The 25090-nt window shown below is 70.4% G+C and carries 23 protein-coding genes; 13 read left to right on the top strand and 10 right to left on the bottom strand.

From position 1 onward, the window contains the following. The first annotated feature begins 48 nt into the window (after positions 1–48). The 7 genes from ACFVXC_RS01030 to ACFVXC_RS01000 all read left to right on the top strand — a co-directional run bounded on the left by ACFVXC_RS01030 (position 49) and on the right by ACFVXC_RS01000 (position 5758). Entirely contained in the window at positions 49–249 is a 201-nt protein-coding gene (locus tag ACFVXC_RS01030) for an MbtH family protein (protein WP_389900310.1), read from the top strand. A gap of 41 nt (positions 250–290) precedes the next feature. Next, positions 291–1619 carry an L-lysine 6-transaminase gene (gene lat, locus ACFVXC_RS01025; protein WP_389900309.1) on the top strand — a complete coding sequence of 443 codons (1329 nt, stop codon included), beginning with the start codon at positions 291–293 and terminating at the stop codon, positions 1617–1619. After that, the gene (locus tag ACFVXC_RS01020) at positions 1616–2365 is read left to right on the top strand and encodes a thioesterase II family protein (RefSeq protein WP_389900308.1); all 750 of its coding nucleotides are present in this window, start codon (positions 1616–1618) and stop codon (positions 2363–2365) included. The genes lat and ACFVXC_RS01020 overlap by 4 nt, the downstream gene beginning before the upstream one ends. Further along, complete coding sequence (locus ACFVXC_RS01015) at positions 2365–3543, top strand: NAD(P)/FAD-dependent oxidoreductase (RefSeq protein ID WP_389900307.1); 1179 nt, start codon at positions 2365–2367, stop codon at positions 3541–3543. The genes ACFVXC_RS01020 and ACFVXC_RS01015 overlap by 1 nt, the downstream gene beginning before the upstream one ends. Continuing rightward, positions 3536–4543, top strand: coding sequence for a trypsin-like serine peptidase (locus ACFVXC_RS01010; protein WP_389900306.1), 1008 nt, complete (start codon positions 3536–3538; stop codon positions 4541–4543). The genes ACFVXC_RS01015 and ACFVXC_RS01010 overlap by 8 nt, the downstream gene beginning before the upstream one ends. Positions 4544–4571: 28 nt before the next feature. Further along, positions 4572–5183, top strand: coding sequence for a hypothetical protein (locus tag ACFVXC_RS01005; protein ID WP_389900305.1), 612 nt, complete (start codon positions 4572–4574; stop codon positions 5181–5183). Positions 5184–5272: 89 nt separating this feature from the next. Beyond that, complete coding sequence (locus ACFVXC_RS01000; RefSeq protein WP_389900304.1) at positions 5273–5758, top strand: phospholipase; 486 nt, start codon at positions 5273–5275, stop codon at positions 5756–5758. Positions 5759–6046: 288 nt separating this feature from the next. On the opposite strand, the gene ACFVXC_RS00995 is transcribed toward ACFVXC_RS01000, so the two are convergent. The 6 genes from ACFVXC_RS00995 to ACFVXC_RS00970 form a co-directional block, all read right to left on the bottom strand. Further along, positions 6047–6412: a hypothetical protein gene (locus ACFVXC_RS00995; RefSeq protein ID WP_389900303.1), complete on the bottom strand. Its 366-nt coding sequence runs from the start codon at positions 6410–6412 to the stop codon at positions 6047–6049. A gap of 193 nt (positions 6413–6605) precedes the next feature. Next, on the bottom strand, positions 6606–7331 hold the full coding sequence (locus tag ACFVXC_RS00990) for a DUF4097 domain-containing protein (protein WP_389900302.1): 726 nt from the start codon (positions 7329–7331) through the stop codon (positions 6606–6608). 295 nt (positions 7332–7626) lie between these two features. Next, positions 7627–8031: a nuclear transport factor 2 family protein gene (locus ACFVXC_RS00985; RefSeq protein WP_389900301.1), complete on the bottom strand. Its 405-nt coding sequence runs from the start codon at positions 8029–8031 to the stop codon at positions 7627–7629. 37 nt (positions 8032–8068) lie between these two features. Further along, entirely contained in the window at positions 8069–8926 is an 858-nt protein-coding gene (locus ACFVXC_RS00980; protein WP_389900300.1) for a DUF1684 domain-containing protein, read from the bottom strand. 1060 nt (positions 8927–9986) lie between these two features. Continuing rightward, positions 9987–10817 (bottom strand): PIG-L family deacetylase, encoded by an 831-nt coding sequence (locus ACFVXC_RS00975; protein ID WP_389900299.1) that lies wholly within the window; start codon positions 10815–10817, stop codon positions 9987–9989. 363 nt (positions 10818–11180) lie between these two features. Next, complete coding sequence (locus ACFVXC_RS00970) at positions 11181–13199, bottom strand: hypothetical protein (protein WP_389900298.1); 2019 nt, start codon at positions 13197–13199, stop codon at positions 11181–11183. Positions 13200–13372: 173 nt separating this feature from the next. Between ACFVXC_RS00970 and ACFVXC_RS00965 the strand changes: the two genes are divergently transcribed. Then, complete coding sequence (locus ACFVXC_RS00965) at positions 13373–14335, top strand: phosphotransferase family protein (protein WP_389900297.1); 963 nt, start codon at positions 13373–13375, stop codon at positions 14333–14335. Positions 14336–14485: 150 nt separating this feature from the next. Here the strand turns inward: ACFVXC_RS00965 and ACFVXC_RS00960 are convergent, their stop codons facing one another. Further along, positions 14486–15766 carry a YeeE/YedE family protein gene (locus ACFVXC_RS00960; RefSeq protein WP_389900296.1) on the bottom strand — a complete coding sequence of 427 codons (1281 nt, stop codon included), beginning with the start codon at positions 15764–15766 and terminating at the stop codon, positions 14486–14488. 713 nt (positions 15767–16479) lie between these two features. Between ACFVXC_RS00960 and ACFVXC_RS00955 the strand changes: the two genes are divergently transcribed. From ACFVXC_RS00955 to ACFVXC_RS00935, 5 genes are all read left to right on the top strand, one after another. After that, positions 16480–16632 (top strand): hypothetical protein, encoded by a 153-nt coding sequence (locus tag ACFVXC_RS00955; RefSeq protein WP_202120919.1) that lies wholly within the window; start codon positions 16480–16482, stop codon positions 16630–16632. A 154-nt stretch (positions 16633–16786) separates the two neighbouring features. Then, positions 16787–18013, top strand: coding sequence for a hypothetical protein (locus tag ACFVXC_RS00950; protein ID WP_389900295.1), 1227 nt, complete (start codon positions 16787–16789; stop codon positions 18011–18013). 112 nt (positions 18014–18125) lie between these two features. Next, positions 18126–18674, top strand: coding sequence for a hypothetical protein (locus ACFVXC_RS00945; protein ID WP_389900294.1), 549 nt, complete (start codon positions 18126–18128; stop codon positions 18672–18674). Further along, positions 18671–19945, top strand: a complete 1275-nt coding sequence (locus ACFVXC_RS00940) for an MFS transporter (RefSeq protein ID WP_389900293.1) — start codon at positions 18671–18673, stop codon at positions 19943–19945. Before ACFVXC_RS00945 ends, ACFVXC_RS00940 begins: the two co-directional genes overlap by 4 nt. A 32-nt stretch (positions 19946–19977) precedes the next feature. Next, positions 19978–21645, top strand: a complete 1668-nt coding sequence (locus ACFVXC_RS00935) for a flavin-containing monooxygenase (protein ID WP_389900292.1) — start codon at positions 19978–19980, stop codon at positions 21643–21645. 111 nt (positions 21646–21756) lie between these two features. On the opposite strand, the gene ACFVXC_RS00930 is transcribed toward ACFVXC_RS00935, so the two are convergent. The 3 genes from ACFVXC_RS00930 to ACFVXC_RS00920 form a co-directional block, all read right to left on the bottom strand. Continuing rightward, a complete protein-coding gene (locus ACFVXC_RS00930) occupies positions 21757–22689 on the bottom strand; it encodes a hypothetical protein (RefSeq protein ID WP_389900291.1) in 933 nt (310 codons plus the stop codon). A 35-nt stretch (positions 22690–22724) separates the two neighbouring features. Beyond that, positions 22725–24092, bottom strand: coding sequence for a phosphatase PAP2 family protein (locus tag ACFVXC_RS00925; protein WP_389900290.1), 1368 nt, complete (start codon positions 24090–24092; stop codon positions 22725–22727). A gap of 282 nt (positions 24093–24374) precedes the next feature. Continuing rightward, on the bottom strand, positions 24375–25034 hold the full coding sequence (locus ACFVXC_RS00920) for a fasciclin domain-containing protein (protein WP_389901514.1): 660 nt from the start codon (positions 25032–25034) through the stop codon (positions 24375–24377). Positions 25035–25090 lie beyond the last annotated feature (56 nt).

Genomic DNA, 25090 nt, shown 5'->3' with positions numbered 1-25090 from the left:
CACCAGCACCTGCCCGACCCATGTCCGTACACCTTGAGGAGCACAGCCATGTCCGAGGCCACCCTCTACGACGTCGTCCGCAACGACGAGGAGCAGTACTCCCTGTGGGACGCCGAGCGTGAACTCCCGGCCGGTTGGCACCGGGAGGGAACGCGAGGCACCCGCGAGGAGTGCCTCACCCACATCGACCGGGTCTGGACCGACATCCGCCCGCTCAGCGTCCGCGAGCGCCATGCCCGTCACGCATGACATCCAGGCCGCTACCCGACACTCCTAGGGAGGAACACCCCATGAGCAACACCACGCTCGACTATCTCCGCACCCATGTCACCGGTGACTTCGCCGATGTCCTCGTGGACGTCCGTGCCAGCAACGGCTGCTGGCTGGTGGACGAGCGGGACGGCTCCCGCTACCTCGACATGTCGATGTTCTACGCCTCCGCTCCGCTGGGCCACAACCACCCAGGACTGCACGGCGACTCGGCACTCGACGAGGCCCTGCTCGCCGCCTCCCGCATGAAGCCGGCCAACCCCGACTTCGGCACCGGCGAGCAGATCAGGTTCGCCACCGCCTTCATGAAGGCGCTCGCCGCGGACGACATGCCGTACGTCTTCTTCATCGACGGCGGCGCGCTCGCCGTCGAGAACGCCCTGAAGGTCGCCTTCGACTGGAAGACCCAGCACAACGCGGCACGCGGCATCGCGGTGCGCGGATCGCGTGCCCTGCACCTGGAACTCGCCTTCCACGGCCGCACCGGCTACACCATGTCGCTGACCAATACCGACCCGTCCAAGATCCGGGACTTCCCGGTCTTCGACTGGCCGCGCATCCCCAGCCCGGCCGTGAACGACATGGACCGCTGGGACGAGCCGGACCTCCTGGACGAGGAGTTGCAGGCCCTCGCCGCCGCCGGGGCCGCCTTCCGCCGCTTCCCCGACGAGATCGCCTGCTTCATCTTCGAGCCCATCCAGGGCGAGGGGGGCGACCGTCATCTGCGCCCGCAGTTCCTGACCGCCATGGCCGAGCTGTGCCGCACCCACGACGCCCTCTTCGTCGCGGACGAGGTGCAGTCCGGCTTCGGCCTCACCGGGGACCGCTGGGCCTGCGACACCCTCGGCCTGCGGCCCGACCTGATCGCCTTCGGCAAGAAGACCCAGGTGTGCGGTGTCCTCGGCGGCCGACGTGTCCTGGAGGTCGAGAACAACGCCTTCCGCGCGTCGAGCCGCCTCAGCTCCACCTGGGGCGGCAACCTGACCGACATGGTCAGGGCCACCCGGATCCTGGAAGTCGTCGAGCGGGAAGGGCTCTTCACCGCGGCCCGCACCACCGGCGCGTATCTGCTCAAGGGGTTGCGCGAACTCGCCGCAGACATTCCGGAACTCGTCAGCGCCCCGCGCGGTCGCGGCCTGATGTGCGCCATCACCCTGCCGGACCAGGAGGTGCGCAACCGGATCCTCGCGCGGGCCTTCGGCAAACACGGGGTGATCTTCCTCGGGTCCGGCGAGCGCGAACTGCGGCTGCGGCCGCCGCTTTCGGTGTCGGAGACCGAACTCGCCACCGCCCTCGAGGCGCTGCGCGACGTACTCAAGGAAGAGTCGGCAGCTGAGGAGCGATCATGAACCGAATATCCCGGCCGCACCCGCGCCCCTGGGCATCCCGTCGGCTGATCTGCCTCAGCTTCGCGGGTGGCGGCACCGTCGGATTCCGGCCCTGGGCCCGGAAGTTGCCGGTCGACATAGAGCTGCGCGCCTTGTGCTACCCGGGCCGTGAATCCCGCTTCGGCGACCAGATCATCGGCGGCTGGCAGGGCCTGGTCGACGACTGCGTGACGGCTCTCCAGAACGAAGTGCGTGCGCCCTACGTGCTCTACGGGCACAGCATGGGTGCGTTGGTCGCCTACGAGGCCGCCCGCGCGCTCCAGGCCCGGGGCGCCGAAGGGCCGGAGAGCCTGGTCCTTTCCGGGCACATCGCCCCGCGGAACTGGACCGGAACCGGCTCGGCCGCCCTGGCCGCCGCGCCGGACGAAGACCTGGCGTCCTGGCTCCAGGCCACGGGCGGCGCCCCGCGCGCCGTGCTCGCCGACCCCGATCTGCGGTCTCTCGCCGTAGATCTGCTGCGTATGGACATGGCCGCCTACGCCTCCTACCGGTACGAGCCCGGGGAGCGGCTGCGGGCCGGCATCCACTTCATGGTGGGCGAGGCCGAGCTGAGTCCGCTGCACGAGGGCTGGGCGGACCTGACGGACGGGCCGTTCTCGCAGGAGGTTCTGCCCGGCGGGCACTTCTTCACGCCGCGGGTATGGGGCGCGCTGCCACGCCATATGCCTGTCTTCGCCCCGGACGCCGCCGCAGGACTGGCCAGCTGATGGGAGGGGGAGAGCGTACGTCGGAACTCCCCTCCGCCGCGGAGGTGGTGATCGTCGGCGGTGGCGTGATGGGCACCAGCATCGCCTTCCACCTCGCGGAGGCCGGTGTCCGGGACGTGCTGCTCCTTGAGCGGGACGCGTTGGGATCGGGGTCCACCAGCAAGGCGGCGGGCGGTGTCCGCGCCCAGTTCTCGGATGCCGTCAACATCCGCCTGGGGGCCCGAAGCCTGGAGTTGTTCCAGGACTTCGGGCGTCGCCCGGGCCAGGAGATCGACCTGCACCGGGAGGGCTATCTCTTCCTGCTCACGCGAGCGGAGGACGTCGCCGTGTTCGAACGCACCGTAGCCGTGCAGAACGGACTCGGCGTGCCCAGCCGCATGCTGGACGCCGCCGAGGCCCGCGAGCTTTCCCCGTTGATCTCCGCGGACGGCGTGCTGGCCGCGGCGTACTCGCCCGACGACGGCTACTGCTCACCGGAGTCGGTGGTGCTCGGGTACGCGACGGCCGCCCGACGGCTCGGCGCCCGTCTGGTGACGGGTTGTCACGTCGGTGGCGTGGAGCGGGGAGTGACTGCTTCTGAAGCCACCCGGGTAGTGACCGACCGTGGCACGGTCATGGCGGACACCGTGATCTGCGCGGCCGGTGCCTGGTCGGCGGCGCTCGGAGCGATGGCCGGGGTCGACCTTCCCGTGGTGCCGTACCGGCGCCAGATCCTCGTCACCGCGCCATTGCCGGACGCGCCCTCGCGCATCCCCATGACGATCGACTTTTCGACCAGCTTCTACTTCCACGGAGAGGGGCCGGGCGTGCTGATCGGTATGTCCGACCCCGATCAGGCCCCGGGGTTCGACCTGTCCCGTTCGGACACCTGGTTTCCCCGGCTCTCCGAGGCCATGTCCGTCCGGGCTCCACAGCTCCTCGACGCGGACATCGCCACGGGGTGGGCCGGACTCTACGAAGTCACCCCCGACCACAACGCGCTCATCGGCGAGGCTCCCGGGCCGGGCCGGTTCCTGTACGCGGCCGGCTTCTCCGGCCACGGCTTCCTGCAGGGACCGGCGGTGGGCGAAGTGATGCGCGACCTCTACCTGGGGCGCGAGCCGTTCGTCGACGTCTCGGCGCTGTCCGCCGAGCGGTTCGTCCACGACACGCCACGAAAGGAACTCAACTGTGTCTGAGGATCACAGCAGTGCCAGGCCCCGGCCCGGCCCCCGCCGAAGAACCCGTCTGAGGGCCTTGCTGGCGGCGTTGGCCGTCGCCGTCTCCGGGCTCGTGGCCGGTTCGCCGGCCCAGGCGTCGGCGCCCGGCGACCCGGGCGTCGTCAGCCGTGCCGCCGTGATCGATGTACCCGGCGCGCGGGGCGGCTCCGCCGCACGGAAGCAACAGGCCCTCCTGGACTACTGGACGCCGGAGCGGGTCCGCCGCGCCACCGGCGAGAAGGACGGGCCGAAGGCGGCGTCCACCGGCGAGCGCGCCGATCCGCGCGTCACCGCCGCCGTGGACGGCCCGTACTCCACCGCCGTCGGCAAGCTCGTCTTCGAGCATGCCAACGGGAAACCGGACTACTGCACCGCGACTGCTGTGGACAGCGATTCCGAGCTCCTCGTCCTGACGGCCGCCCACTGCCTCCACGAAGGGCCGGGCGGCACATGGATGAAGAACGTCGTCTTCATTCCGGCGCGCCAAGACGGCAACGAGCCGTTCGGCAGATTCACGGCCTGGAACATCGCCACGTCGCCGCTGTGGAGCAGCGGCACCAAGCCGGACTGGGAGCACGACTACGGCATGGTCATCACCAACGACAACGCCAAGGGCCAGACGGTGGTCGAGGCGGCGGGCGGATACCAGATCGCGCCTGACGCCCGCACGGGCGAGGAAGTGTCGGTCATGGGCTACTCGGGTCCGCCCTACGACGGTGAACACCAGGAATTCTGCACGGACTTGATCGAACCCACCGCGCCACCGCTGAACCTGTGGCAGGTGGAGTGCGCCAACATGACGCCGGGCTCCAGCGGTTCGCCCTGGCTTCTGGACTACGACTACGACACCGGATCCGGCTACATCGGCGGTCTCAACAGCATTTCCGACACCCAGGGCTTCATGGCGTCCCCGCGCTTCGACGCGAGGACGGGTGGGTTCGTCGCGCTCATGGAGCAGATGGCCGCCGCCCGGCCCTGATTCCACGGCACAACTGGAGGTACGAGCCATGGACGAGAGCGGATTCCGGTTGCCGCCCACCAACCCCGACGGCGGCTGGGCACGTGCGCATGCCCTGCTGCCCGCGCCCGCGCTCGACCTCATGACCCCGCCACCTGCGGCGACCCGCCCTATCGCCTCCGTCGAGCTGCGCACCCAGCTGCTCGCCTCGCTCCCGCCGGACAGGGAGCGGGACAGCCGCGCCGGACTGCGGCTGCTGCTGTCCGGTGTGCTGGGGGCCGCCGGGCCGGAATGCGTCGTGATCGACGACGGGCCGTGCCCGTACTGCGGTGTCGTCCATGGCTGCACGGCAGCCGTGCGGCGTGGCGGCCAGGCGACTCCCGTCCACTTCGCGTCCGTCGCGCACGGGGATCTGGCAGTCCACGCGCTGGCGGAGACCCCGGTCGGCCTCGGCCTCGCGATTCCCGCCGGGCGTGGCCGTGAGGCGCTGCTGGCTGCCCACAAGCCGGCCCGGCTCGCGGCGGCTGCCGGGTCTCTCGCCCGCGGCCCGTGCGCCGAGCCGCGAACTGCCGGTGTGGCACGGGTTGTTCGGTACGCCGACACGCCCCGGCGGTCCAGGTGTGTCGTGTCTGTCGTCTGGCAAGAACACAACTGTCCTTGAGTCTCACGAACTCTCCCTGACCGCAGGTGAGTTGACTCATCGCTTCGCTGTCCGTATCACTACCGACCACTCCCACCGGAGGAAACCTCATGCGTCGTCGACTGTCCGCTCTCGCCGTGAGCGCCGCTTCCCTCACCCTCGCGATCGGAGCCGCTGCCGCACCGGCCGCCGCCGTACCGGCCGACAAAGCGAAGGTGCTCAGCAACTGGTCCCAGACCGACGCGGGCAGCTACAACGCCTGGGTCGCGGCCCGTGCCAACCAGGGTGCGTGGAGCGAGTACAAGTTCAACTGGTCCACGGACTACTGCTCATCGTCCCCCGACAACCCCTTCGGCTTCCCCTTCCAGACATCCTGTGCGCGGCATGACTTCGGCTACCGCAACTACAAGGAGGCGGGCACCTTCGACGCGAACAAGGCACGCATCGACAGCGCCTTCTACGCCGACCTGAAGAGAGTGTGCGCGGGCTACAGCGGCGCGAAGAAGACGTCGTGCGACGCGACCGCCTGGACGTACTACCAGGCGGTGGACAAGCTCGGCTTCTCCGCTGTCGTGGACAACGGGCTCGCTGCCTGATCTTCCGCGAGCGTAGCGGCCCACCCTGCGTATGGGCGGCGGGTGTCCCGGCTGGGGGTACCCGCCGTTCGCACGCGGGGACGGGACGCTTCAGCACCGTGCCGCAGCCGGGTGACGCGGCCTTCGCACGGCCACGAGCCGTCACACGGCCGCGAGTTGACTCCGCCTCACCGCTACGGGGTCGCGCGCAACCCCCTCATGTCCCGATACCACTTCAGGCGTCAGGGTGGAGAGGGGCCGAGCCCTCCATACCCTGACGCCTGAAGTGGTTGGTTCGCGCGGCAGAAGTCAGATACGACCATGCGTCAGCCGGGTCAGCGGTCCGCCCTGGACCTTCGCTGTCCGGCGCCCTGCGGTGAAGGAGACACCGGCCACACTCACCAGACCGGCGACGGCCCCCGCGGCGATGGCCTTGCGGTTCTTCAGCAGGGTCCAGCCGGCGACCGCCGTGGAAGCGACCTTGCCGCCGGCGGACACCACCGTCTTGCCGCCACTCTCGATACCCGCCGCTGCCGCCTCCTTCGCACGCTGTGCCGCGAGACCGAACGAGTGCGTACCAGAACCGGCGGCGTCGGCCGCCGCCCCGGCGGCCCCCTTCGCCTTCTCGGCGGCCGCAGCCGATTCCTGCTCCGCCTTCTGCGCAGTGGTGTTCACCTTGCGTGCTCCTGTAGTCGCGGTGGACCGCCCCTTGGCAGCTGTCGCCTTCGAGTTGCGCCGAGTGTTTCCGGCGCTGTCATCAGAGGTTCTTCTCTCTTCGGCCATGCGGACCGGGTCGCCACTCAACGCCTTGTGAAACCTGGCGCGTCCGACTGCTGTCGTTCGGGAGAGCCGGGCACCGCCCGGACGCTCACGCGGGATTGACGGAGATGTCTCCGTTGCCGCTGGTCAGTTCGATCCGGTGGTCGCCGGACGGATCGCTGCGGACGCCTATGTCCTTGTCACCGTTGCCGGTCTTCACCGAGATCCGGTAACTGCTGTCGGGCAGATTGAGCGTCAACTCTCCATTCGAGGTCTTGGCGCGGATGTCTTGCGCCTTTCCGGGGGTCAGGTCGATCTCGCCGTTGGAGGTCTCTGTGTCGATCCGGCTGCCCCGAAGGCCTTTCCCGTTGATGTTTCCGTTGGAGGTCCGGGCCTTCACCTCTCCCGCCGCTCCTTCCAACGTGATGTCGCCCGAGCCGGTCTTCAGGTCCACTGGTCCCACATCGGACAGATCGGCGTCGCCTCTCGACGTCTCTCCGTCGACCGCCACCTTGGCGGGGACGTCCACCGTGTAGTCCACCTTGCAGTCGTCGCCGCAGCCCTCAAGGGTCAACCGCCCCTCATCGACCCGATGGGTCGATCCATCGGGTTTGTCCCCGTGATACGTGATCTCGCGGTGTACGGAGATCTTGTCGAGGCCCTCCCGGCCGCGGAGCGTGACGCTGCCGGTGCCCGTGTCCAGCCGCACCGATGTGATCTGCTCCTTCAGCGACGCGTCGTCCTCGAAGGTCTCCCCGGGCCCGCAAGCGCTGAGCCCTGCCGCGGCCAAACCGCCTGCGAGGACTGCCCAGAGTGGACGTAGGCGCATCGTCATGTCGGTGACTCCAAGTCCTTGAACGGTGGCGGTCAGCCATGAAGCTAGCGGCGTCCGACAGCCCGCGGCGACAGTGCTACCCCCACCTTTCGACCACCGGCTACCCCGTGTACGGGCCGACATCCCGCGGCCTGCGGAACCGGGCATCCACCGCGAAAGACCGAGCGACAGCGCACAGCTCAACCGGGCCGCCCCGCCCGGCCGTAGGCCACCACCCCGTACGACAGCGTCGGCCTTCAAGACCACAATCAGGTCTTGAAGGCCGACGTCACGCACTGGCCCGGAGCAGCCGCGATCAGTGCCGGACGGGCGATCCGGACGACGGTATGGGTTCATTCAGCGGTACGACGTTGAAGTATTCGTCGATGCGGTCGATGAGGCCGCCGTCGAACCGGAAGTACATCGCCGCATGCACCTCACTGCGGGACCCGTCGGTCATGGTCAGGTGGAGTACTTGCTGCTGAAGCACTTCGTCGCCGTCCTGGAACTGCCGCACGATGTCGTACCGGAGGGTGTCGACGTCTGCGGCGAGTCGCCTGAGCAGTTCCATGTTCTCGTCGATCGGCTGGTCGCCGCTTCCGTCGTTGTGCCACACGGTGGCGGCGTCGGTGCACAGGGATCGCATCGTGGCGTAGTCCCGTGCCTCCCACTGCCGGAGGTAGTGCACCGCTGCCGCGCGAAGGTCCTGGTCGGGTGTCATCGTCTTTTCCTTTCGAGTGCGCCGGTTGCGGCGAATGTCAGACGGCGGAGTCGGTCGTGGTGCCGACGGCCGCTTCTTCTTCGAAGACGGGGGCGCGTTCCCCCGCTTCGACGCGCAGGGGGAGGCGGTTCTCGCTGGGAGGCAGGGGGCAGGGGAAGGCCGCCGAGAACATGTGGTGGGGAACAACGGCCCGGTTGAAGTCGATACGGGCCGTACCCGTGCCGTCCTCCGTGCCTTCGCTGGGCCGGGGCAGGATCAGCCACCGGCCCATGCCGGGCGTGTCCGTGCCGCTGGTGCCGTCGGTGAACGTGATCAGCAGGGTGTCGCCGCCCACACCGAACGCCCGGAGCGTGTGCCGCTCGCCTCGCAGATCGAAGACGAAGTCACCAGGGGCCGGGAGGGTGTCCCGCATACTCGGGCTGGTCAGCCGGGTCACTTCCAGGAGGCGCCCGGCCTCGGCCGGACGGTACTCCGCGTCGACGGTCCAGGCCGGATCCCACGGCCACGCCTCGATCCCGCGCAGGCCGACGAGAGTGGGTGCGGCCGGATCCCACACGACCAGGACATGGGCCCCGCGCAGTTCCTCGATCGTGCCGCGCCGCCCGTCGGGGAAGGACAGTCGGCTTGCGCTGGTCAGTTCCACCGAGCCGTCCACGGCCTGGCCATCGACGGACACACCCTCCGCGTGGGCCGCGGCCAGCGTCAGGGTCCCCGAGAAGCCGGTGGAGGTCCACCGCCCCGGAACTTCGGGGACTTCCTGACCTGGACGAGTGATCAACCGATAGGCGATGCGGCCCGCTTTCCCGTCCGGGCCTGCCATCTCCTCCCATCGGCTCCGACGCCACCTGTCGTACCCGGCCAAGGCGTCGTCGCCGCCGAAGTGATCGCTGGACACAATGTCTTCCTCTCCAATGTGGCGGTCACCCGCCACTGCCGTCAGAGCTCACCACCGGCCGGGAACCTCGACCAGTTCGACGGCCGGTCGACGGACGCCTCGAAACGGCCGAGCGTCGCGGACCGACCGGTGGGGTCGATGGGTGGATGGTGCGCTCGACGTGAGCAAGTCGGCAATTCTGCTTGCTATTACAGCAAATTGAGGAAGATGGAGGAAGAGCGTCGCGCTGATGTTCGGGCGCTTCTGGTCGACTGCTCGTGGCGAGAGCGGGCCTGTAGCGTCGAGGTCATTGCCGCCCGTGAGGCGAGCGGTTGGCCGACAGCCCGGTGTTCTCATCGAAGGGCTCTCAGCCCGACGGCAGGACAGAGTCGGGTCCGGCAGGCCTCAGGGCACACGCCCAGCGGTGGCGTTCCTGCTGGGGCCTTACGGCCGGTGAGGAACAGCGGGCCGCTGTACGCCGGTCCGTCCCCTCTTGAACCGGCGCACCGTGGCCTCGCCGTCCAGCACGAGGCCACGAGATCACCGCTCTCCAACGGGCGTTGGTACCGGGCGTTGGTACCGGGCGTTGGTACCGGGCGTGGCGCCACGCCACGCCACCACCAGGTTCCCGTCCAGCACACCCGCTGCCATCAGGCTGCTGCTGTTCGCGGTGACCGCGAACAACTCCCCGTCCACGACGGCCCTGTGCGCGCCGCAGCCCTGGTCCGCACCCTGGGACGCTGCCACTGGCCGGAAGCCTCGAACCTGGCCCAACTGCACGGCCCCCACCGCATCCTCGCCCGGGCCGCCGAATTCCCGCGCACCTGGAGACCGTGAGACAGCCGCTGTCTGCCCTTGACCGACGCAGCAAGCCGGGCTCGTGACCTGTGCTGTCGCGCGCCTTGCGAGTCAGCGGCCCGCAGGTCTCCCAGTGCGGGCACGCGTCGACGCCGTCGGCGAGGGCCGGGGCGCGGGCCGCCCGGCCGGAACTCGCGGGGACTGGCCTCCGGGCGTGCGTCCCGCTGGATCGCGCCCGTGCGGCCGGTGAGCGGACCCGGGCCCCGGCCTGACGGGCGGCGGCTCAGCGCAGTCCGGCGAAGAGATCGTCCTCAGACGCGGGCGCGCCGGTGGCGTCCTTGACCCGTACGAAGGTCTCCATGCCCATCAGCTCGCCGAACCGCTCCTTGCCCATCTTGAGGAAGAAGATGTTCTCGCCCTGGCTGGCGTGCGCGGCCAGCGCGTCGAACTTCTGACCGCTGAACGCGGTGGTGTCCACCCACGTGGTGATCTCGTCGTCGGGGAGGCCGATCTCGGCCATCGCGGCGGCCTCGGCAGGGTCCGGCTCCGGCATGTCCCCGAGCTCGCGCATGGTCTCCCCGAACTGCTGCATCGCCGAGCGGGGCATCGTGGTCCAGTACACCTTCGGTGTCAGCGCGGTCATCTCCAGCGCCGCCATCGTGATGCGGTGGGCCTGGATGTGGTCGGGGTGGCCGTAGAAGCCGTTCTCGTCGTAGGTGACGACCACGTCGGGCCGGTAGTGCCGCATGAGTTCGGCAAGTCGGGCGGCGCCTTCCTCCACGGGGGTCCGCCAGAAGGATCCGGGGGCGTCGTTGCTCGGCCAGCCGATCATCCCGGAGTCGGCGTAGTCCAGCATCTCCAGATCGCTGACCTTCAGGACCTCACAGCTCGCCTCGAGTTCCTGACGGCGCATCAAGGCGACGGCCGCCGGATCGTGCCCGGGCTCGCCCGGCTTGACACCCCCTGGTCCGTCACCGCAACCGCCGTCGGTACACGTCACGAGAACCGTGCGGATGCCTTCCGCGGCATACCGCGCGAGGACTCCTCCGGTTCCGGTGGCCTCGTCGTCGGGGTGGGCGTGTACTGCCATGAGCGTCAAGGGCCGGTCAGTCATAAAACAGTCCTCCTGTGGAAATACGTAGTGGAAATACGTTGTGGAAATACGTCTTCGTCCGAGTGCGCGACTGGTGCAGCGCGATTCCGAGAGCCCGGATCCTGGCGGGCGGACGACCTGGCGGTCTCCGTCCTCCCGCCCGTGTGGTGCCGGTGCCCCGGTCGATGCAACCGTGTGGGCCGGACCGGATGTTCCCGGCGTGGCCGCCCGGTTTCGCGCGGCCACCGCCCGCGCCGGGCAGGACGGGCCCCGGCCTGCCTCTCCTCCACCTAAGTGGCGACGTAGGTGGCGACCGCGACGCGGGCATCCCGCCCCGGGCGCCGATACGCGGGCCGAGGTGTACGGAGCGTCCCGCCGGGGTCGTCAGGGCAGGGCGAGGACGTCGTCGATCGCGGACCGTATCTCCTCGTCCTGCGTGAACGCGCGGTGGTCCCGGTGCGTCGACAGCCGCCGCTCGGATCCGCGCACCGTACGCAGAGCTGCCCGCGCGACCGGCGAGACCGAGCCGATCCTGGCGAGGGCGCGCAGCGCGTCGAGGAAGGAGCCGTAGGCGTCGCCGCCATCGGCGAGGGGAAGGAGGTACTCCTCGATGACGGATCGAGCCGGTTTCGGCTCGCCGGTGATCGACCACAGTGCCACCGCCGCACGCAGCCGCAGCCAGGTGTCACCGTGCTCCATCACATGCCGCACCCGGTCGGCATAGCGCGCGGCCGCCGGTCCGAAATCGCCGAGGAAGCCCACGGGACCGTACAGCGGACCCTGCGCGGTCAGCACCGCCTCACCGATGAGTTGAAGCGCCTCGTCGCGGTCGCCGCCCAGGCGCCAGGCCGCCCACGCCACCTTGTGGTGATTGCCGGGGTGGTCGAGGACCGTGCAGTGGCGCACCGCGGGCTCGGCCGACTCGGCAGCCGGTCCCATCGCCACCAGCGCGTCGACGGCGTGCAGCGAGTACCGGGTGTCGTCCAGCAGGGCCACCACTTCCGGCAGCGCGGGCGCCGCGGCCGGCCCCCACGCTGTGAGGACGGCCAGGAAGCAGCAGGTCAGCGAGCCGTCCACGCCGTCGTCCCGGAGCAGCTCGCGCACCGTGGGCAGCAGGGCCGGCGCGTGCGCCCGCAGCGGGGTCAGGACGTCCTCGACCTCTGGGAGGCGGGGTTCACCCATGACGTAGGCGCGTGAGTACTGGCCCCGGTAGGGCGCGTACAGCCGCTCGACAAGGCCGGGCAGGGCGCGCTCGTCGCCGATGCGGGTCAGCGCCCAGCGAGCGTGGTCGCCGACGGTCCCCTCAAGGAACTCGGCCTCGCCCGGGTCGTCGAGGAGCGCGGCCAACTCGTCCGCGTACGGAGTCGCCCGCGCACCCAGCACGGCCAGCAGATGGGCTGCCCGGTACCGTACGCCGTCGTCCGGCTCGGCGAGCAGCGCGCCCGCGAGCGGCAACAGCGCGGACGCCGCGGCCGGATGGACCACCAGCAGCCGCCACCCCTCGTCCAACGCGGCGCGGCACAGCAGGGTGTCGCCGTTGTGGCGCGCCGCGTCGAGGAGCCGCACGACGAAGGCGAGTGCCGTCCGCGGAACGCCCTCGAACAGGTGGGCCGTCCAGGAGACGACGTCCTCACGGGTGAAGACACCGTCGACGTCCGGCACGTACCAGATCGCCTCGAACTGTGGACGCGCGGCCGGGTCGGACAGGGCCTCCACCAGCAGGTCCAGTTCACGGACCGCCGCCTGGGGATCGAACGCCGCCCAGGCGTGCACGGCCGCGACCCGCATGGCGGGACCCTCCGTCCGCAGCGCCTCGGCCACCGCTTCCCGTACCCGGTCCACCTGCCCGGCGTGAGCGGAGTCGGCCGCGGCGGTACCCAGCGCGAGCAGCACGGGCAGCCGCACCGTCGGGTCCGTCTCGGTGTGCCACCGCTCCAGCAGCACGCCGGCATTCGCTGCGAGGGGCAGGGCTTCCCTGCGCACTTCGGGCAGAGGGTCCGCGAGCAGTGCACCGACTCGGGGGCGCTGGAGCCGCCATTGCTCGTGCCACCCCGCGTCCACCAGATCCGGATCGGCTTCGGCCGCCGTCTCGGACAAGCCCGCCAGCAGTTGGACGAGGGGGACCCGGGCTCCCATGTCCGGATCGGCGGCGAGTCCAACGACGAACGGCAGTACGGCGGTTGCGACGGAGGTCACGCGTCCGGTGCCCAGCGCGAAGCAGTCGTACAGGGGGTAGCAGTCTTCCTCGGTCGCCGCCGCGCCCTTGAGCGCCAGGCCACGCAGCGCTGCCCGCATCGCCTTGGGAGAGTGGTGCGCGAGCGCCGACTCCAGCCGCTCCCACGGCAGTTCGTCCAATGCTTCAAGCGCTGTTCCCGCCACTCGTGCCCCCATGACCTCGCGCATCGGATCCCCGACTCCCCGATTCCCCGACGGACATCCTGTCATCGCGAGGCGGCCTCGGTCGGATCGCTGGACCGGGCGGTCGGCTTCGCGGGCCTCCTCCGTCAGGACCTCGGCGCTGCCACCGCCTCCTAAATCACTTTCGCGCGCAGCTGTCCGGATGATGAGGTGGCACCGTGAGCAACCACGATGAGGCGGTGGCTGTCCGGCCGTTGACCCTGGCTTGGCTGAGCAGGCACCTGGAGGCCGGTGAACGGGTCGTCAGAACCGAGGCGCTGCACGGAGGCATCACGGCCGAGATGCGACGGCTGACCGTCGCCGCGCGGGACGGTGGCACCCGGGACCTGGTGTTGCGGAGCTTCGTCGACCCGTTCTACGTGAGACAGGCCGAGGACTGGCTGAACCGGGAGGCGGGCGCTCTGACCCTGCTCGCGGGGAGCGGTGTGTCGGCTCCCGGGCTGATCGCGGTTGACCTGACCGCCGCGCATTGCGAGTATCCGTCGCTCCTGATGACACACCTGGCGGGCCGTACTGTCCTCGATGATGAGGGAGTGGACAGACGCGTTCCTGCGCTGGCTCGTCAGCTCGTGGCGATCCACGCGCTGCGGCCCGCCACGCGGCCCCGTAAGTATGTGGCGTTGACCACCGCCGACACGGTCGTGGTGCCCAAGGACGCCGACGTGGCGGCATGGGCCTCGGCGATCGATGTGATCCGTAGGCCCACGCCGCCCTACGAAGGGCGATTCCTGCACCGGGACTTCCAGCCCGGCAATGTGCTGTTCGACGTGCCGCCTTCAGGGCCGGGTGGAGCCCGGATCGCCGGAGTCGTCGACTGGGCGGCGACCTCCTGGGGCCCTGCGGATCTCGATGTGGCGCACTGCTCCGCCAATCTGGCGCTGCTGCACGGCCCGGCGTGGGGTCTACGGTTCGCTGAGGCCTATGAGGAGGCCGGCGGGGTGCTGGCCACGTCCGCGAGCGAGCGGCTGTACTGGCAGGTGCGGGACGCGTTGGCGTTCTCGGAGGAAGTGCGGTGGGTGGCGCGGCCGTGGCGGGAGGCCGGCAGGACGGAGCTGACGACACGTGCCGTGGGGGAGCGGCTGGATGCCTATGTCACCGCTCTGATGGACGCGCTGGGCTGAGCCGAGGCAGGCGATGTCCGGGTCGCTCGATCCCGTGGCCCGGACTGCCACGTTCGTACGCAGCCTGGTCCATCATGTGCGCACTCAGCCCACTCCACACTCAGCCCGCTCCACCGCGTACGTACCCACGAGGCGGGGTGCGTCGAAGAGTCAGCAGACGCTGTCCGTCGGCTTCGGGTTGCCCAGGCCGAACAGCGGGCGCAGGCGCAGGCCGGCCCAGGTGCCGAGGATGGCCACGACGGCCCAGATCCAGCCGTGCAGGGAGCCGGAGGCGATGCCGGCGAGGTAGGCGCCGATGTTGCAGCCGCCCGCGAGACGGGCGCCGACGCCCATCAGAATGCCGCCGATGACCGCGGCGAGCGCGGTACGGGCGGGGATGCCGCGGTGCAGCTGCCACACGCCGCCGGAGGCCGCGGCGACGGCCGCGCCGACCATGATGCCGATGTCGGTGAGACTGTTCTTGTCGGCTAGGACCGGCCCCGACAGCTGGGCCGCGCTATCGGGCTTTTGCCAGAATGCCCAGGCCTCAGGCGTGCCACCGAGTACGCCCACGACCTTCGAGCCCCACAGGGCGAACGCGCTGGTGACGCCCCAGGCGCCGCCCGAGACGAGCAGCACGCCGGCGCCGAGCACCGCGAGGGCCACGGCGCCCGCGGCCAGCGGCCAGGAGCCCCGCACCGTACGGCGCAGGGCGCCGCGCGCCGACGGCGGGGTGCCGACCGGCGGGGGAGTGCGGCGGGCCTGCACGGCGCGGGCGATGAACCAGATCGCGGCGAGCGCCGCGACCGTCACCGCCCAGGAGCCGAACCAGCCGACGTGGTCGGAGAGCACATACGGGTCGAGCGCGGGCAGATTGTTCCAGAGGCCGAACTGCCAGGCGGCGAGCGTGGAGCCGGTGATGAAGCCGAGGAGGGTGAGCACGATGGTGCCCTGGCCGGAACCGACGGCGAAGAGGGTCCCGGAGGCACAGGCGCCGCCGAGCTGCATGCCGATGGCGAAGAGGAATGCGCCGATGAGCAGCGCCACTCCGATCGGCCCCGCACTGGGTGCGGGCACTGAACCGAACAAGCCGCTGCCGGTGCCGATGATCAGGGCGAAGAGCGTCGCGGTGGTGCCGAGCAGCAGGGTGTGGGCGCGCAGTCCGGTGCCGTTGCCGACGGCCACCAGCTGCCGCCAGGCGGAGGTGAAGCCGAACCGGGAGTGGAACAGGGCGAACCCGAGTCCGATGCCGAGCAGCAGCAGGACACCGGGCTTGGCCCCGTGCTCCGCGAAGACGTAGCCGGTGAGCGCGACACCGATGGCGCCCGCGACCGCCAGCGGTATCCGCCGGACCGGTGGCAAGGCCTCGGTCGGAGGGGCCGGGGCGGAGGTGGGGGCGGGGGCGAGCAGGGCGGACCGGGGCGGCGCCCCTGCGTCGGCAGCGGTGGTCAAGGGGGTCTCCGGGAACGGCAGAGGGGATCGGACGGGCTGTGCTCACGCGGGCTGTGCTCACGCAGGCTGTGCTCGCGTGGGCGCGGAGCGAGGCGTCAGCGGCGACAGAGCGCGTCGTCGACGCTCCACGGCGTGGCCGCGAAGAGCGCGAGAGCGAGCTGACGAGCGGGTCCGAACATGCGCATCACCTTAGGCATCGCGCAGAGATCCTGGAACGCCGTCTCACATAGAGAGCATGTGAACGAGACGGCGGGGTGGACCGGATGGAGGGGACCGACCTCCGGTCCGGGCCGGGCGGGAGCGTGGGCGCCGCGGCGCCGAGGGCCCTCGGCCCGGTCGGCGTGGCCAGGCGGCGCGGGCTCTGCCGACGTGAGTGCCGACGCGTGCTCGCGGCTGCCGATCCGGCGGCCGGACCCGGGCAGTCAAGCCACGTCGATCCGGCGGATCGACGTGGCGGAAGACGCGACCGATCTCAGGAGTGCCGCAATCCTGAGATCGAAGTCGCAGGTGAAAGGCCCACCGGGAGGTCGCTCGGGACGGATCGCTTCGCCGTTCCGCTATTCGTTCGAATGATGCGAGTAACCATTTCGCGCCACTCGGCTTGACCAACCCTTGACATCCGATTGACCATGTCTTTACCTTCGATCGGCGGTCGATGAAGATCCATTTCGTTGCCCGTTCCGCAATTTCCCAGGCACTCGAGGAGGTCCCTCATGGACAAGCTCATCAAGCAGATGACCCAGGACACCAACTGGTCGAAGTGGGTGGCCGCCAACTCGGCGCAGGGCGCCAAGGACGGCTGCATCAGCGCCACCCCGAAGGCCGGCTGCATCAGCGTCGCCGGCAAGAGCGGCTGTATCTCCTGACCCGCATCCCCCCATGCCGGGGTGGCCCCCGCCGCCGGGGGGGGGCGCCCGGCCCCCCCGCCCCCCCCCCCCCCCCCCCCCCCCCCCCCCCCCCCGGGGCCCCCCCGCCCCGCGGCGCCGGCCCCCCCGGCCCTCCCGCCCCCACGGAGACCACATGACCCCGCTGCCAAGCCCGCACGTCGTCGACCGGGTCCGGGACATCCCGATCTACCGCGCGTCCGTCGCGCGGCGGGATTTCCCGATCCTGGAGAAGCCCGAGATCGCCCGTGGCTTCCCGGACAACTGGATGACGCCCGGCCTCGCCGCGGCCCTGGAGTCGGGCGAGGCGGAGTTCGTCCTGTCGACCGGTACCAACCACGCCAGGATGCAGCTGATCCGGCCGCCGTACTTCCTGCTCCGCTCCTACTACCGGCTCTGGAGCGAACACCCCGACCTGCGCGCCACCTGGGAGGCGGGCGCCAAGCGCATCTCCCTGACCACCGTGCTCGCCACCGAGCACGTCGCCCGCGTCAACGCCAAGAATCCGGGCGCCACCCCGGGAGAGCGCTGGCTCGACGACCGCACGCTCTACCTCAACAACACCCTCGACCCGGCCGACTGGGACCGGGCGGAGGTCCGCCGCATGCTCGCCGAGATCCGCGGGATCAGCGACGCCCACCCCACCGGCACCTACCATCTGGACTGCTCGGGCTATCACCTCGCCCACCTCGTACAGAAGGTGGACGCCTGGGGACTCTGGGACGAGTTCCCGCAGCCGGGCAGCATCGTCCACGCCTACGAGTACACCCCGCTGAACGTACGGGCCCTGTTGCACCGGCACTTCGACTGCCCCGTCGTGGACCTCTTCGGCAGCACCGAACTGGGCTATCTCTACTCCAGCGACCCCGAGACCGGCCGCTACCGGCCGCACCTGGACGACATGAGCGTCGAGCTCATCCCCGTCGCCCCCGGCAGCGGCATCCACTGCCTCATCGTCACCAGCCTGCGCAACCCCTTCATGCCGCTCGTGCGCTACCGCTCCGGCGACTGTGTGCGCACCTTCGACGGCTCCACGGACCCCGAGCGCATCGCGGCCTTCTGCGGCCGGGAGAAGGAACTGCTCGACGCGCCGGGCGGACCGGTCGCCCAAGCCGACCTCGACGCCCGTGTCCACGACGCGTCCGACCGTGTCTTCCTCGCCCAACTGCGCCTGTCCGAGGCGTCCGACGACGTCGCCCTGCGCTACTCGACCTTCGACGGCACCCCGCTCGACGCGGCGCGGACCGAGCACCTCGAAGGGCTCGTCGGGGAACTCACCGGCCGCCCCTGCACCCTGGAGCACCGGACCGACCTGCCGATCGGCCGCTCCGGCAAATATGTCTGGCTGGCACGTCCCTCCTGACCGGCGGCGGTCAGGAGGGACGCGGTGCGGCCGCCCGCACCGGGCAGGCCGGCCCCTCCGATCCGCCCCCGCCGACCACCGTCCCCCTCACGCCCGAACAGGACCCCGCCTCGTGACCACCTCAGCCACGTCAGCAGTTCCCGCCCCCACCGCTGAAGACCTCCTGGGCAGCGCGCTGCACGGGGAGGTCGTCGCGTACTTCACCGCGAAGACGGAACACCACCGCACCCATGTCGAGCACCAGGTGCGCGAATGTCTGCGCTACCTGTACCTGGTCTCCCGCCACCCCGACCGGCTCGGCGGACTGTTCCTGCCGGTGGAGCAGGAGATCGACGAGATCTGGCACTTCCTCATCCTGCAGACCCGCGAGTACCGGGAGCTGTGCGAACAGCGCCTGCCCGGAGGGGACTTCATCCACCACCGCAGCATCGCCTACACCGACTACCAGGACGGTGACCAGGGCGGCGACCGGGCGGACGCGGGACGCCGGGTCGCGGCCGAGGAGGCCCTGCGCTGGATTCCGTTCTACGCCGCCGCGTTCGGCCCGTTCGACGAGGACGCGCTCCCGCACTGGACCATCGTCCGCTTCCTCCACCAGGAGATGGACATGAGCCTGGCCGAGATCTCCGCCCTGGACCCCTCCGACGGGCCCACCGCGTGACATCGGCGGCCCGCACCACGCAGTTCGCCGGACCCGAGGTGCAACGCCGCGTCCTGACCGTACTCGTCGCCTCGCAGGCGCTCGGCGGAGCCGGAATGGCCGCGGGCATCACCGTCGGCGCACTGCTCGCACAGGATCTCCTCGGCTCCACCGGCCTCGCCGGACTGCCCGTGGCCCTGTTCACCGCGGGAGGCGCGCTCGGTGCCCTGCTCATCGGCAGGATCTCCGAGCGGTGGGGCCGCCGCCCCGGGCTGGCCCTCGGGCACGCGGCCGCCGCCGTGGGCAGCATCGGCGTGATCGCCGCCGCCTGGTCCCGCACCGTGCCCCTGCTCCTGTTCGCCCTCTTCGTGTACGGCGCAGGCACGGTCACCGGCCTGCTCGCCCGGTACGCCGGAACCGACCTCGCACCGCCCGACAAACGCGGTCGCGCCACCGGCACCGTGCTCCTCGCCACCACGCTCGGCGCGGTGGCGGGCCCCGCCCTGGTCGGACCCACCGGAACCCTGGCCGACTCCCTCGGCCTGCCCCGCCTCACCGGCCCCTTCCTCCTCGCCGCCGTCGCCTACACGGCCGCCGCCCTCGTCATCGCCCTCTGGCTGCGCCCCGACCCGCTCCTGCTCGCCCGGAGCCGCCAACACCAGGACGCCGCAGGGCCGAAGACGGGCGCGCAGCGCGTACGCCGCATCGGACCCGGGGTCGTCACCGGCGCGGCCGTGATGATCAGCGGGCAGCTCGTGATGATCGCCATCATGACGATGACCCCGGTGCACCTCACCCACCACGGGCACAGCACACAGCTGGCCGGGGTCGTGATCGGCCTGCACGTGGGCGCCATGTTCCTGCCCTCTCCCCTGACCGGCCTCGTGGTGGACCGGATCGGGAGCCTGCCCGTGGCCGCGTCCTCCGCAGGAGTACTGCTCACCGCCGGACTCCTGGCCGCCCTCGCGCCACCCACCGGCGCCGTGGGAACCGCCCTGCTCGCCACCGCGATGGTGCTGCTCGGCATCGGCTGGAACATGGCGCTCGTCAGTGGCACCGCGATGGTCGCGGAGGCCGCACCCGCCGAAGCACGCGCCTCCACACAAGGTCTTGTCGATGTGGGGATGTCGCTCGCCGGAGCCACCGGCGGCATGGTCTCCGGCCTCGTCGTGGCAGGGGGCGGCTACCCGCTCCTCGCCGTCTGCGGGGGAGTGCTCGCGCTCACCGTCATCCCCCTCACGGCCCGCGCCGCCCGCCCCCGGCACACCGCCCCACGCCCGACCGCGAGTTGACGCAGCCCCGCAGCGACCGTCAGGAGAACGGCATGCCCAGCGTCCCCCCGTCCCTGCCCCCGTCCCTGCCCCCGTCCCCGTCCCCGCCCACCGTTCCGCAGCTCGACGCCGTCGTGGTCGGGGCGGGCTTCTCCGGCCTGTACCAGCTGTACCGCCTGCGCGAACTGGGCCTGTCGGTACGCCTCTTGGAGGCGTGCGACGACATCGGCGGTACGTGGCACCGCAACCGCTACCCCGGCGCGCGCTGCGACGTCGAGAGCACGTCGTACTCCTACTCCTTCTCGCCCGAACTGGACCAGGAGTGGGAGTGGAGCGAGCGGTACGCGACGCAGCCGGAGCTCCTGCGCTACCTCCACCACGTCGCGGACCGCTTCGGGCTGCGTGCGGACATCACGCTGCGCACCCGCGTGACGCGTGCGCGGTACGACGAGGACGACCACCTCTGGCAGGTCGCCACCGACACAGGGGAGAAGCTCACCACCCGGTTCGTCATCCTGGCCACCGGCTGCATGTCGGCCGTCAAGGAACCGGACATCCCCGGCGCCGCCGCGTTCGAGGGCCGGGCCCTGCACACCGCCGAGTGGCCGCACGAGGGCGTCGACCTCACCGGCAGGCGGGTCGCGGTGATCGGCACCGGCTGCTCCGGCGTCCAGGCCATCCCGCTCATCGCCGAGCAGGCCGCCGCCGTCACCGTCTTCCAGCGGACCCCGGTGTACGCGCACCCCGCCCGCAACCGTCCGCTGTCCGCCGAGGAGAACGCCGAACTGAAGGCACGCTACCCGCAGTTCCGGACCGCCCAGCGGCAGTCCAGGGGCGGCACCGTCTTCGAGCCGCCCACCCGGTCCGCCCTGGAGGCCGACGACGCCGAGCGCACCGCCACCTATGCGGCTGCCTGGGAGTCGGGCCTGCTCAGCGGCCTGCTGCGAACGTACAACGACATCCTCGTCGACGCGGCCGCCAACGAGACCGTCGCCGAGTTCGTCCGCTCCAAGATCCGCACGATCGTCAGCGACCCCGAGACGGCGGAGACGCTGTCACCACGCGGCCTGCCCTACGGCACCAAACGTCCCTGCCTGGACACCGGCTACTACGCCACGTACAACAAGCCGCACGTCGGCGTCGTGGACCTCGCCAAGACCCCGATCGTGGAGATCACACCGAGCGGCATCAGAACCTCGGAGCGGGACCACGCCGTCGACGTGATCGTCTTCGCCACCGGCTTCGACGCCATGACGGGCTCACAGGTCGCCATCGACATCGTCGGCAAGGGCGGCACCACACTCCAGGAGAAGTGGGCCCAAGGACCTCGCAACCATCTGGGCCTCCTGTCGTCCGGCTTCCCCAACCTGTTCACCGTGATCGGCCCGCTGAGTCCGTCCGTGCTGAGCAACGCGGTGGTGGCCATCGAGCAGCACGTGGAGTGGATCACCGACTGCATCGCACATCTGCGAGAGGGCGGCCTGACCGAGATCGACGCCACCGCGGACGCCGAGGAGGAGTGGTGCGCCCACGTCGCCGACCTCGCCGATCTGACGCTCTACCCGGCCGTCGCCTCCTGGTACACAGGAGCGAACGTGCCGGACAAACCCCGGGTGTTCCTCGCCTACACCGGAGGCCTGGACCGATACCGGGCGCGGTGCGACGCCGCCGCCCTGGACGGATACCGCGGGTTCGTCCTGACCGGCTCAGGGGTTCGGTAGCTCCGCGTGGGTCGCATGCGTGTCTCCGTCGTTGCATGCGTGTCCCCTTCGTTGTCGGAGCGCTTCACTAATAACAAGCCCTTCGGGCCGCTCGGATCCGGGCTGCTCGGATCAGGGCCGGGCCGCGGCCGCCGCGACGGTGGGCGGGGTTTCGGCGATGACCGCGCGGCGCAGCTGTTCCGGCTTCGGCGGGAGCAGGCGGGTGAGGTCGTAGTGGGTGCGGCCGCGGCGGTAGCTGGTGATCAGGCCGTTCTCTTCGAGGGGGAGTCCGGCCGGGCGGAGCGTGGCCCGGCCGTCGTCGTCGAGCAGTCCGGTGTGGTTGGGGCGCAGGCTGACCCAGAGTTTCGTGGTGCCGTGGGCGCGTTCGACCAGTTCCCGGCGTAGCGGAAGCCATCGGGAGAGTGCGGCGCGGCTCAGCGGTGACAGCGCGAACCAGTCGCGCTCCGTCGGTCGGCTGCTGCCGTGCTGGGGGTGCCGTTCGATGTACAGCGCGCGGTTGTCCGGGGTGAGGTGGGACAGGCGCAGTGCGACCAGTTCGCCGGAGCGCGGGGCCGTGTCGAGGATGAGGGCGAGCACCGCGGTGAGGCGGGCCCGGCCCGGTGACAGGTAGCCGGTGAGGTTCTGGTCGAGGTGGTTGCGCAGGGCTGCCAGGTCGCCGAACTCCGGTGTGGGCTGCAGCAGCACCGCGCCGCCGCCGAGGCGCAGTCCGGGCAGGCCGATCGCCTCGCGCAGCATGTCCACGCAGTGCTTTCGGGCTTCGTTGGTCGGCTGGGAGGTGGGTGGACGCCCGCCCTTGACCAGTCGCGCTCGCAGTGCGCCGGATTCCGCGATACGGAGGTAGGGGCCGAGGGCGTCCTGTTCGAGGAGGCGGCGCAGTGAACGACGGGCGCCGACGGGCAGTGCGTCACGCGACAGGGCCCGCAGCAGTTCGCCACGGACCATGCCGAGCTGACGGCGGCGGGCCTCGCCGACGGCCAGGTCGTCGATGAGCCTGTCCAACGCGGTGATCGAGCGGTACTCCGGCACTCCCCGATTCTCGCCCATGCCCTCTCCGGATCACCCCATCCGGGTGGGATGACTCAGACCAGTTCGGGTTGTGGTTTCGCCTGGATGGCTGGTGCGGCCTCGGGTTCCCACAGTCGGGTGGTCCGTACGTAGCCGTAGATCACTGAGGCCATCGCCAGCAGGAGAAGCGGTCCGAACACCTCGGGGTGCCTGGCCATGTCCATCGGCAGACAGCGGTACGCCACCAGGAGCGCGGCGAAGACCGTTGTGCCGTAGGCGACCAGCTGAATGCCCTGCCGGTCCCAGCCGCGGTCGAACGAGCGCAGGGCCGCCTCGACCGTGAGCGCGAACACCACGCCGACGATGAGGTCCACGCCGTAGTGGTAGCCGAAGCCCAGCGTCGCGCTGAGCGTGGCGACGAGCCAGAACGTCCCCGCGTGGCGCAGAAGGCGTGGGCCCTTGCGGGAGTGGATGAAGATCGCGGTGGCCCACGCGGTGTGCAGACTGGGCACGCAGTTGCGAGGGGTGATCCCGTCGTAGGGCACGGGGTGCGGGGCGCTGATCGGCGGCGGTGTGTTCGGCCAGAGGTCGGCCACCGCCCACTGCACGCCGCCGGTGCCGGAGGTGCCGGGGCCGTAGGCGAAGATCGGGCCGACCACCGGGAAGATCATGTAGATGGCGGGACCGAGCAGGCCGATGACCAGGAAGGTGCGCACCAGATGGTGGCGCGGGAAGCGGCGCTCGGCCGCCACGTTGCGCAGTTGGTAGAGGGCGACGACGATCGCGGCCACCGCGAGTTGGGCGTAGACCAGGTCGAGAACGTGGGTGGTGACCGGGCCGCTGGCCCTGAGTATCCGGCCCGCCAGCCATGACGGGTTGCCCAGCGCGTGGTCGGCGATGGCCACATACGGGTCGAGCACGGTCGGGCGGGTCTTCGACGTGATGAGCAGCCAGGTGTCGCCGGTCTTGCGGCCGGCCACGAGGAGCAGGCCCAGGCCGACGCCCTTCAGGAGCAGGACGCGTTCCTGGCCGGTGCGGCGTGTGATCGCGATGACCGCGCAGCCCAGCATCGCCCACAGCGCGCCGTTGCCGAAGAACTGGCCCTCGGGCACCTTGGTGCCCGCCGCCCACCGCACCAGTACGAAGATGATGTCGACGCCGATCGCGGTGCCGAGCGCGATGGCTCGCTGCCGCCAGGTGAGCACCACCATCATCAGCATCAGACCGCCGTACAGCGGGCCGGGTTTGGGTGCGAACAGCACCTCTCGCACCTGGTTGGTGATCGGTCCCGGTACGCCGCCGTAGTGGCGCGCGGCGATCTCAAGGGCGATGAGGAACCCGAGGGCGACCGCGACGGCCGTGGCCCACAGGATTGCCCGTGGTCGGTGCCACGCGGTGAAGTTGATCTTGCGGTCTATTCGTGAAAGCACCCGCGAAGCCATGGATATCAATTGTCTGACCGATTTGGTAGGTGATATTTAGATAGATGCCCCTTCGTGCCGCATGGCGTGTTTCCGCTGAAGGAAGGGTGACGGGGCCCTGGTTGCGAGGTCGATCATGCCATCGCAAGCGGTGCGGGTGGATTCACCGCAGGGGCGGGCCCGTCGCCCGTACCCGTGAGCGGCTGGCCGAGGCGCCGCCCGCGCTGGATCTTGACCTCACGGTGGGCGCCGGGTGCGAGGGACGGCGCGTGCACGCGGTCGGCCCCTCGCACCCGCCCGTCATCACTTCTTCGGCATCAGGACCGTGTCGATGATGTAGACGTTGGCGTTGGCGGTCTGCACGTTGCCGCAGCCCACCTTGGCGGAGTCGTCGACCTTGTAGGACTCACCCGAACCCGAGGTCGTCAGCTTGGACTTCTCCAGCGTCTCGAACGACCCCTTCTCCAGGTCCTCGGGCGCCAGCTTCTGGCCCACCACGTGGTAGGTGAGGACCTTGGTGAGCATGGCCTTGTCGTTCAGGACCTTGTCCAGGTCGGCCTTGGGGATCTTCGCGAAGGCGTCGTTGGTCGGCGCGAACACCGTGAGGTCCTTGGCGTTGTTCAGGGTGTCGACAAGTCCGGCCTTCTTGACCGCGGTGACCAGGGTCGACAGGTCCGGGTTGTTGGACGCGGCCGTGGCGACCGGGTCCTTGGCCATGCCGTCGAAGCTGCCCTTGCCGTCCTTGGGCACCGAGGAACAGGCCGGGCCGAACGGCTCGTCCATGCTGCTCGTGTCGCCCGCGCTGTCGTTGCCCTTGTCGGTCGCCTTGTCCGAGGCGGCGGACGACGTGGAGTCCGATGACGCCTTGTCCTTGCTGTCGTCACTGGAACAGGCGGTCAGGGCCAGCGGCAGCATCGCCGCCGCGGCGAGAACGAGGGCTCCACGACGGGTACGGCGGGTGATGGCGTTCATTTCTACTCCTTGATTGATTTCGCCTGGTGAGGGGAGGGGGCGGTTCC

This window comes from Streptomyces sp. NPDC058257 (assembly GCF_042881845.1).
Taxonomy (GTDB): Bacteria; Actinomycetota; Actinomycetes; order Streptomycetales; family Streptomycetaceae; genus Streptomyces.
The sequence above is the reverse complement of the archived record's forward strand: the minus strand, read 5'-3'. Positions and strand labels throughout refer to the sequence as shown.